Annotated in this window: 7 protein-coding genes and 2 pseudogenes; 8 read left to right on the top strand and 1 reads right to left on the bottom strand. The window is 60.7% G+C overall.

What is annotated here, in order from left to right; translation table 11 throughout:
- The first annotated feature begins 350 nt into the window (after nt 1-350).
- The 5 genes and pseudogenes from ACWGTI_RS31635 to ACWGTI_RS31655 form a co-directional block, all read left to right on the top strand.
- Nucleotides 351-587, top strand: a complete 237-nt coding sequence (locus ACWGTI_RS31635; RefSeq protein WP_454590572.1) for a hypothetical protein — start codon at nt 351-353, stop codon at nt 585-587.
- Between the two features lie 50 nt (nt 588-637).
- On the top strand, nt 638-1,948 hold the full coding sequence (locus ACWGTI_RS31640) for an aminotransferase class III-fold pyridoxal phosphate-dependent enzyme (protein ID WP_454578689.1): 1,311 nt from the start codon (nt 638-640) through the stop codon (nt 1,946-1,948).
- A 23-nt stretch (nt 1,949-1,971) separates the two neighbouring features.
- Entirely contained in the window at nt 1,972-2,922 is a 951-nt protein-coding gene (locus ACWGTI_RS31645; protein WP_454578690.1) for a sulfotransferase family protein, read from the top strand.
- Between the two features lie 473 nt (nt 2,923-3,395).
- Nucleotides 3,396-4,598: a condensation domain-containing protein gene (locus tag ACWGTI_RS31650; RefSeq protein ID WP_454578691.1), complete on the top strand. Its 1,203-nt coding sequence runs from the start codon at nt 3,396-3,398 to the stop codon at nt 4,596-4,598.
- Between the two features lie 286 nt (nt 4,599-4,884).
- A pseudogene (locus tag ACWGTI_RS31655) lies at nt 4,885-5,147 on the top strand (IS3 family transposase); the annotation flags it as partial.
- A 433-nt stretch (nt 5,148-5,580) separates the two neighbouring features.
- Here ACWGTI_RS31655 and ACWGTI_RS31660 read toward each other — a convergent pair.
- Complete coding sequence (locus tag ACWGTI_RS31660; protein WP_454578692.1) at nt 5,581-7,377, bottom strand: cation:proton antiporter domain-containing protein; 1,797 nt, start codon at nt 7,375-7,377, stop codon at nt 5,581-5,583.
- Nucleotides 7,378-8,226: 849 nt separating this feature from the next.
- Between ACWGTI_RS31660 and ACWGTI_RS31665 the strand changes: the two are divergent.
- The 3 genes and pseudogenes from ACWGTI_RS31665 to ACWGTI_RS31675 all read left to right on the top strand — a co-directional run.
- Nucleotides 8,227-8,396: pseudogene (locus ACWGTI_RS31665) on the top strand (IS5/IS1182 family transposase); the annotation flags it as partial.
- 116 nt (nt 8,397-8,512) lie between these two features.
- Nucleotides 8,513-8,734, top strand: coding sequence for a plasmid pRiA4b ORF-3 family protein (locus ACWGTI_RS31670; protein ID WP_454590573.1), 222 nt, complete (start codon nt 8,513-8,515; stop codon nt 8,732-8,734).
- A partial coding sequence (locus ACWGTI_RS31675) for an IS1096 element passenger TnpR family protein (protein WP_454590574.1) occupies nt 8,700-8,907 on the top strand: 208 nt, incomplete at its 3' end. The genes ACWGTI_RS31670 and ACWGTI_RS31675, both read left to right, overlap by 35 nt.

Here is an 8,907-nt window from a genome sequence, read left to right on the forward strand (position 1 = left end):
CGGTTGGTGAGGCCGGGTGCCGGCGACGGTCGGCCTGGATCCCGAGGCCATTTTACGGAGGTGGCAGACATGTGGGCACAAGCGCAACCATAATGCCCCGAGAATTTAGTCTAGGGCCCATTAAATTGGTGACGGACGCATCGCAGGCTTCGATCCTAACCCCGGAGTTTGGATTTTTCTTTTCGATCCATATGGCGATGCCCTCGAAGGCTTTGATTTTGCAGGTTTCGTCATCGATTTGGATTGGTAACTTAGGCCTGCGCGTTATGAGAGGACGATCATTGCGACGTCGAGAAATTGAAACCTCGAGAGGCTCAAGCGTCGTTGGATAGTCCCGAGAAAACGTCCGATTGCCGACGCATATTGTGGCGTTTGTCGAACGTGCGACAAAATTTCGGCGGCATTGCTGTCCTCTACGCCGGCAGGCGCCGGGTTTGATTGGCACGACTTTTGAACATGCTCTGTCGTTATCCGGTGGTGTTGCCGATCTTGCGGGCGACCGGCAGTGCCCAAAAGCGGGTCCGGACAACGATGCGGATGTTCATTTCGTCTTTATCGATTCAGGTGAACGCCCGCCGAACAGTTAGAAACTGGTTTGACGAACGTGTGATCCGACCATTCAAGCGAAAGATTATCCATGTCCATCAATGCGCCCTCCCCGGTCTTGCGCACGGCCGACCTACATAACTCAGCAATGCATAGAGCACTGCTGCTTACCGCATCGGCAAATTGGGACTTCAACCGGCGCTTTCCGGCGGTCTACGCCCGCGCGTCCGGCGCACATGTATGGGACGCTGACGGAAACAGGTACGTGGATCTCACGTCTTGCAGCGGGGCAGCGCCTTTGGGAGCTGGATACGAGCCAGTCGTCACCGATGTTGTGAAGGAAATGCGCCGCACAGGTGGTATTCTGCCCGGGCCTTTATCTTTGCATCGTGTCGAATTGGCCGAACGGCTGGCGGAAATATTCCCGGTTGCCGAGCGCTCGATTTTCTTCCGAACCGGTTCTTGTGCCACAACAGCGGCGGTCCGTCTCGCCCGCGCGTCTACTGGTGTGAACTTGGTGCTCACGAGCGGATATCACGGCTGGCACGATTGGCACTTGCAGGACCGGCCAACGATGGGACTGCCCAATAGGGACCGGGATAGCATCGAGTTCGGTTACGACCTGGACCGGCTCCAAGAGCTGACCAAGGCCCGTCGTGTCGCAGCGGTGATCGTTACCCCGGAGGTCAACTTCTTCCCACCCGAATATCATCAGGAACTTCAGCAGCTGGTCGGCGAACGCGGCGCCCTGCTGATTTTGGACGAGGTCATGACCGGTTTCCGCTATGCGGACGGCGGCTACCACACTGCCGCCAACCTCACACCGGACCTGATCACGCTAAGCAAAGGACTGGCCAACGGCACAGCACTATCTGCGGTAGCCGGTCGGGCGGACGTCCTTAAGGCCGCCGACAAGACCTACCTCGGCAACACCTTCCAGCGTGAGGTCACACCGTTTGCGGCAGCCCTGAGCACGCTTAACGCGTGCCGCGATGGAGTTGCACTGGCCCGAATGCAGCAAGTGGGCAAGCAACTCCTCACCGGGCTTAACGATGTCTTCGCCAGCCAGAGGGTCGAGGCATGGGCGTTCGCATGGCCTACCATGTTCGACGTAGTATTCGCCCACGACCAGCTCGGCAGCATGTTCTTCCAGGAAATGTGGTCCCGGGGCTTTCTCATGCAGTACGGCGGCAGGTTTATGCCGTCGGCGGCATTGACCGACGCCGACGTGCAATCCGCTCTTGAAGCTGCAAGAGAGGCACTGGCGACTGCAGTGATCCGAATGGAGAATACGGGGGACCAACCGGACAGGTCGGCTGCCGCCGTCCGGTTCGCCGGTGAACATTTCCTGGCCACCCCGAATTCGCTCTGTCGCTGGTTCACTGCGGCAAAGCCATCCTAAGAAACTTGACAAGAAACGCTCCGATGCCCGGTACCGCCCCGTTTTCCACCACCCCTGTGCTGCTTGGCGGCGAGAACAGGTCCGGTACCACCTTACTCAGCGTGGTACTGGACTCGCACCCCGACATGGTCGTCGGGCCAGAGATCGATTTTCTCGAACCACTGAATCTTGGATCTCACATCCTGGAGGCGACCGACCTACTCACCGCCCATTTGCCCCAGGTGACCAGCTACACCAAAAGCGGGATCGATCCATTCTGGTATGACGGCTTACACTTTTTGGTGCAATGCCTGAGGTTCGGCTTGGACCTCGAGGATGTACGCGCTCTGGTCACCAAAGTGATGAGCGAGGTGGCTGGTGAGATCGTATCGTTCGTCGACCGATGCCGACTGATCAATGAAATTGGTGAGTTGCGCAAGGAGCGCGCCGGAGCCCGGCGCTGGGGGCTGAAACTGCAGCGTAAGATCGCCCAGGTGGATGCCTACGCCCGACTGTGGCCGCAGGCTCATTTCGTGCATATCGTGCGGGACGGACGGGATCTGGCCGCGTCGCATCTGAAAACCGTGCCAGATTGGGGTTATCAGACTGTCGCCGACGCTGCGGAAGGTTGGCTCGAAGTCGTATCGCGACCGCATCAGGTCTCGCCGCCGAACGTCTATTTTGAGCTCCGCTATGAGGATCTGGTGCGCCACCCGCGACGGTCGCTCACGCGAATCCTGAATCACCTGGGCCTGCCCTGGCACGAGGCTGTGCTGCGGCACGCGGAACACAAGCATGCGCTGTTCGAGCGCCCTTACGGGCACCCGGCGGCCAACTCCGCGGGTAAACCGCTGCATTCAGGCCGACTGGGTCGTTATGCGGAGGAGCTAACACCGGAGCAGATCATGGAGTTTGAACGGATCGCCGGCTGCGAGCTGTCCCGCTTGGGCTATCTGCCGGCCGGACAACGGTGGTCGACACATGAGCAGCACTGAAATTTTCCGCCTTAGGGAACTGCCGCACAATTATTTGGCGCTGCTGCTCGGACAAACCGGTTCGCGCCTGCGCTCCAAGGTTCCCACTGACGGCGATTGCGTTGTTAGGCCTGCAGTAATGCGGCGACTGCTGGCCTGTGCTGGCTGCGGACAGTCCCCTGTGGATGGACGCCTTCCCTGCCCTGTGCACCCGACCAAGCCTGCGGTCTGCAGTATTCTGAGCGCGGCCTGCACGCTTCGGATCTGGTGGTCCCCTTTTCGTCTCATGCGCAGCTTGCAAGTTGAGCATGACCGCTCGACAGTGAAGGCCGGGTATGGACATCAATAGACTAGCCGTGCAGCCAGGCCGGATGACGGCGTGGCGGATCGTTGTGCCAGACCGAAGTCGGTGGCGGCCCGACTCGCGCCGCGCGTCCCATGCTCAGCAGGAACACCTCGACTGCGTTGGAGACGGCCGGCCGACGTGGCTGGCCGTGGCGTTTGAACAATCAGGCGCATTCGACCCGCCCGCCTTCACTCGGGCGGTCCTGAACTGGATCGACCGACACGAGGCGTTGCGCAGCCACATCACCCAGGAAGGTTCGACGATTCAGCGTTTCACTGTCGGCCCCGATGCTGCCGCGCTCAACGGGACGGAACTCGGCGACTACGCCAATACCAGTGAATTGGTCGGGAGGATGGAAGAATTATTTGACGCGGAGACGAGCCCCCTCCAATGGCCAGCTTACGTGTTGGTTACGGTCAGTCGTCCGGGATCGACCACCGTAGTGCTTGCCTGCGACCACTTCCTCACTGATGGCTACTCATTGGCGTTGGTCCCCCATGAAATCTCCAAGTTGTACGCCGCTGCGATAGAGGGTGTGGCACCGCGTTTGCCCGTTGTTCACAGCCATCTGGACTATGCGGAAAGCGAACGAACCCTAATGGCCGGCCTCACAGTCGACCATCCGGCGATCATCCACTGGCGAGAGTTGATCGCGGCAAACGCTGGCCAACTGCCGGATTTCCCAGTGTCCATCGGTAGTTCAAAAGGGGTTGCGCAACGTAGCGGACGGATCTTGCTGTTCGACGCCGCCGCCGCTCGCGAATTTGATCGGGCGTGTCGGGTCAACGGTGGAAACACCATGGCCGGGATCTTCGCCTGCTTAGCGATGGTCGGCCGTGCGTTGGCAAATAAACAGGAATTCCATACCGTCACGCCGATTCAAACTCGGCACGATTGGCGATGGAGAAGCTCGTTCGGCTGGTACGTCGGAATGAGCCCGGTCAGCTTCAGTGCGGCAGGTGGATTCTCGGAGATCATGGGCGCGGCCAAGTTGGAAATAACGCGAGCCAAGCAAACAGCGCGGGTGCCGTTTAGCAGAGCCATGGACCTGCTCGGAGCCCCGCTGCGCGACCGCTTCATGATATCCTACTCGGACATTCGCAGCATCCCGGGATCGGATCTGTGGGCCAGCCGGGGGGTGAGATTGCTGGCCAGCGGCAGTGATGATTCGCACGAGACATACCTGTGGATTAACCGGTCACATGAAGGAACCAGTCTAACTTTCCGTCACCCCGGCACAGTTACCGCCCGAGCTGCAGTGGACGGCTATCTTGCGGAACTCGCTACGCTGGCCCACCAGGCAAGCCGTGCAACGTCCGAACGATGGCAAATCGCGACCACATTATTTTAGCCGAGCCGAAAACCTGAAGCATCAAATATGAGATGGCGACCGGAGATCAACGGGATCAATGAGCGCAGGGCCGGATTCGTGACGTGCCTTCAAACTGCGTTTCATATTGTAGGCGATGGCAGTGATGGGCGCATAGCGGGCAAGACCACCACTGGCGCTCACACAAGAGCGCCAAAAGCCCAGCCGACCACTTGCCGCGGATATCTTTCCGCCCATTGCCCTGAAACCCGACAAAATCAAACAAAATCAACGCAAAGCGCGTCCCGCGCACACGTCTCCTAGAGGGCGCGCTCAGCAAAGCCGGCCTGTTGAGCGCAAAACGATGATCGACCGCGAGCACGCCTTTTCGATCGTCGGGCAAGCCAAGAGGCTCGGCCTTGCCCGCAGTACGGTCTACTATAAGCCTCGGCCGGTTTCGGCCGAGGACCTGGCGCTATGCGCCGGCTCGACGAGTTGCATCTCGTTTACCCCTTCGCCGGGACGCGGATGCTTCGGGCGCTGCTGCGGCGAGCCGGTGTCGTGGTCGGCCGCCATGTAGCGACGCTGATGTAGCGCATGGGGATTTCTGCGATCTATCGGCGCCCGAACACGAGCGAGCCAGCTGCGGGCCGCTGATCTCCAGCGTCGTCAGCGCCTTTGCGTTCTCCAGCAGCGCCTTTACTGCCTGAGCTCCGCCGACGTGGTCGATATCAGCGCCAATGCCTGAAACAGACATGTGATACGCGAAAGTCTGAAGCCTCGCCCCTCGTGACCCAGAACGAACTGACGGTATCCAACAGGCGTGAGTTCGCCACTGCTCGAACCGAACATGGCGATGATCCCGCCAGGTGCGACGCGGTCGATCGCCCGTGCGAGGCTTTCACCGCCGACTGACTCGGTGATCAGCAGTGTCGCGCAAAATGGCGGTTCTGCATTCGTCGCTTGAACCTGCCTGCGGTCACATTGCAGGCATATGCGCGCTGGCTGGCTCTGGGTTGTGGGCTCAGGCAGCGGAAGGTTCGGTCGCCCGCGGCCGCGACACCGGCTTATGGCTAAGCACCTCTTCGACAATGCCGCGCGCGATCTCGCGTTCGCCCATGATCACCGTATCGGCGCCGAGCCCCGTCAGATGCTCGACCTCGCCATCGGAATGGGCGCGGGCGACGACGTTGATGTTGGGATTGGCGGTGCGCGCCCGCAGCACGATCTGGCCGGCCTCGAACGCATTGGGAATGGCGAGGATCAGTCGCTTTGCGCCCTCCGGATTGGCGGCGGCGAACACTTCGGCATTGGCGGCATTGCCGGCGATGGTTTCGATGCCGTCTGCTTTCAGCTTCGCCAGCGTCTTGTCGGCGTCCTCGATGACGAGGAAAGGCTGTGCCGCTTCCTTCAGCGCGGCACCGACGAGGCCACCGACCCGGCCATAGCCGATCAGGATGGCATGACCGGCAAGCGCCGTCCTCGGCGGCGGTCCGTCTTCCTTGCTGGATGTTGCGGCGACCGAGGCCACCTGGCCCGGTTCGGTCGCCGGACCAACCGGCTTGGCGTCCACCGGTGGTGCCGTCCTGGCGGCGCGGGCCTCCAGCCAAAGCTTCATCCAATCGATGACCAGGAACATCAGCGGGTTGAGCACGATCGACAGGATGGCGCCGGCAAGGATCAGGTCGCGGCCCTGTTCGGGCAGGAGTTTCAGCCCGACGCCGAGCTCGGCCAGGATGAAGGAGAATTCGCCGATCTGGGCAAGACTGGCCGAAATCATCAAGGCCGTGGCCAGGGGGTAGCCGAAGGCGACGACGATGACGAACGCCGCCAGCGACTTGCCGATGACGATGATGGCCAGCGTCGCCAGGATCGGCAGGCCGTTGCTGATCAGGCTGAACGGGTCGAAAAGCATGCCGACGGAGACGAAGAACAGCACCGAGAAGGCATCGCGCAGCGGCAGCGATTCTTCGGCCGCGCGGTGGCTCAGCTCGGATTCGCTCATGATCATGCCGGCGAAGAAGGCACCCAGCGCCAGCGAGACGCCGAACAATTTTGCCGCGCCGAAGGCGACGCCGAGGGCAATGGCGAGCACCGAGAGACGGAACAGTTCGCGCGACCCGGTATGGGCGACATAGTGCAAGATCCACGGAATGACCCGGCGGCCCACAACCAGCATGACGACGACGAAGGCGGCGACCTTGGCCAGCGTGATGCCCACGACACCCCATATGCCGTAGCTGGCCGGCAGCGACAGCAGGTCGCTCGCATGGGCATTGGCCTGTTCCTGGCCGCCGAGTACACCGGCAAGCGCCGGCAGCAACACCAGCGCCAGCACCATGGCCAGGTCCTCGACGATCAGCCAGCCGACGGCGATGCGGCCGCGCTCTGTCTCGATCAGCCGGCGTTCCTGAAGTGCGCGCAAAAGCACCACGGTCGAGGCGACCGACAGTGCCAGGCCGAACACCAAACCCGCGCCCATCGACCAGCCGAGCATCCAGGACAGCCCGGCGCCGAGCGCGGTGGCAAAGCCAATCTGGACGATGGCGCCAGGCACGGCGATGGCGCGGACCGACAGCAGGTCCTTGAGCGAGAAATGTAGCCCGACGCCGAACATCAGCAGAATGACGCCGATTTCGGCCAATTGGTTGGCAAGGCCGGCGTCGGCGACGAAACCGGGCGTGTTCGGCCCGACCAGCACGCCGGCTACGAGATAGCCGACCAATGGGGGAATGCGGAAACGATTGGCGAGAGCGCCGAAGACGAAAGCCAGCCCCAGACCGGCGACGATGGTAGCGATAAGGGGCGTGTCATGCGGCATTGTCTATGGAGCGCCTTTCAAGCTAGCGATGTCGGATATGCGCCGTCCGAAGCCGTCGCCTGTCCGCAATATGGTGGAACGGGCGGTGATGATGCAACCTGCGAAGCGGTGAAATCGAGGGTGAGCGGCAAATACCTGACCGGCGCCAGAAGGCTGCCGGTCAAGTACTGTGCCGCGCCCCGATAGTCCGCCTGCACACGTTGCCCGTCCGTCGGATGGCAGAGTCGATGCGGCTCGAGCGCATAGGTAATGGGTCTATGCCTCTAATATTCCACCAATTTACGATTCGTCATGCCGATGACCCGGAAGGTGATTGCGTCCCGTCACTAAACGCGCCCAGCTGGATCATTCTGCGCGGAAAAGAACGTTTCTCCGATTGCCTTTTTCTGCTGAACAAACAGCTATCACATACTCGTAAACGTCACATAGAAGTAATTTAACACAGGCTAAACGGATGGCCACAGGTTAGGCGCTGCCAGTTGGCGCTTTGGTCGATCTTGCGCGAATCCTATTGTACGCCGTCCGCCTGTTGCCCTCCGTGCATACCGGTATTCTGCCGCGCGAGGCCTGGCGCAAACGGGCTCAACTGCCGAGGATTGAACTGAGAACCAGCCATACCGCTCTCCATCGAGAATATAGGTTGCTCGCAAATCTGCGCAGACAGGCTCAGATCAAAGTCTCAGCGGCGAATGGATTGCGAGCTCGCACGCCAACGACAAGCTATAGCAACTAGCTTTCGAGAAGCTGACCACTCAGCAAAAACGGCGCGTCCACAGGCCTCCATTTTCGCCCGCTCGGGCCAAGGTCGGAATAGCGCGCTTGATCTGGACCGAGCCTTCGATCAACCCCGCGATCGAACCCGTGATCGGTCACGTTAAGAACCGAGCACCGGATAGGCCGCAACTGCGATGCCGGCGAGCAGGGCGATGCCATCAACCATCCTGGCCGACGCCAGCTACAACTTCTCGCTCCTGCTACACTGGTTCAGGCAGCTTCTGTGGATTCTCAGCGTCGCGCTTCAAATTCCAGCCGACCACTCGCGATTCATCGCTCACCGATCGATTAATAAAGGTCTCCATTTTGGGGAGCATGAAAAAGTTGGGGGTGCCGTCCGCCATGGGTTAGCGTGGGCGCCATGTCTGACGATGGCGCATCTGGTGTTTACCGGTTGAAAGTGAGCTTGCGACGAATCTCGCCGATGATCTGGCGCAGGCTGCTGGTATCGGAAGAAATGACGCTCTTCGGTCTGCACCGAACAATCCAGATCGCCTTCGGCTGGGAGGATTATCATCTGCACGCTTTCAAGCTGCACGGCAGGCATTATGGCACAACGCGGATCAGGCGAGCGCCACCGTGACGGGGTAGGTAAGGAGGTCACGCTCACGGATCTTCAGCTGCGCGTGCGCCAGCGCATTCGATACGAGTATGATTTCGGCGATCTGTGGGAACACGAGATCCGTGTTGAGGCCAAGCTTGAGCGAGAGGCCGGCAAGGTCTACCCGATCTGCATCGCTGGCGCGCGTGCCGGCC

This window comes from Mesorhizobium sp. ArgA1 (assembly GCF_053714375.1).

Coding starts and splice junctions, on each gene's coding strand:
- ACWGTI_RS31640 (WP_454578689.1), top strand. CDS start 638: ATGTCCATCAATGCGCCCTCCCCGGTCTTGCGCACGGCCGACCTACAT.
- ACWGTI_RS31645 (WP_454578690.1), top strand. CDS start 1,972: ATGCCCGGTACCGCCCCGTTTTCCACCACCCCTGTGCTGCTTGGCGGC.
- ACWGTI_RS31660 (WP_454578692.1), bottom strand. CDS start 7,377: ATGCCGCATGACACGCCCCTTATCGCTACCATCGTCGCCGGTCTGGGG.
- ACWGTI_RS31670 (WP_454590573.1), top strand. CDS start 8,513: ATGTCTGACGATGGCGCATCTGGTGTTTACCGGTTGAAAGTGAGCTTG.